The sequence below is a fragment of the Acinetobacter sp. T_3_1 genome (assembly GCF_025377055.1).
Taxonomy (GTDB): Bacteria; Pseudomonadota; Gammaproteobacteria; order Pseudomonadales; family Moraxellaceae; genus Acinetobacter; species Acinetobacter kookii.
In genome coordinates this window covers 1-551 of the sequence record NZ_JACHVD010000055.1, presented here as the reverse complement: position 1 = coordinate 551, position 551 = coordinate 1, and the positions used below count along the sequence as shown (strand labels likewise).

The 551-nt window shown below is 40.7% G+C and carries 1 protein-coding gene; it reads right to left on the bottom strand.

The features are described from left to right. A partial coding sequence (locus H4I94_RS16195; protein WP_215749962.1) for an IS6-like element IS1008 family transposase occupies positions 1-551 on the bottom strand: 551 nt, incomplete at both ends.

Sequence of the window (551 nt, the reverse complement as noted above, 5' to 3'; positions counted from 1 at the left end):
TGAGGCTGACCATAATAAAATGACGATGCTTGTCCTTTACGTAGTGCACGCATGACTTCAATACCTTTAATTGTGGCATAAGCCGTCTTCATAGATTTGAATCCTAATGTGGCCCTGATGATCCGCTTTAACTTACCATGATCACATTCAATGACATTATTTTTATACTTAATCTGCCTGTGCTCAATATCTACTGGACATTTTCCTTCTCGCTTTAACCGTGATAAAGCATGGCCATAGGTCGCTGCTTTATCTGTATTGATGACCCGTGGAATTTGCCATTTTTTCACCGTATTGAAGATCTTTCCTAAAAAACAATAGGCTGATTTACTGTTCCGTCTAGCGGAAAGGTAAAAGTCAATCGTATGACCACGTTGATCAACTGCACGATACAGGTAAGTCCATCGCCCCTTCACTTTGATATAAGTCTCATCCATATGCCATGAATGTAAATCTGTAGGATTACGCCAATACCAGCGTAAGCGTTTTTCCATTTCTGGAGCATAACGCTGAACCCAACGATAAATTGTGGTGTGGTCAACATTCACACC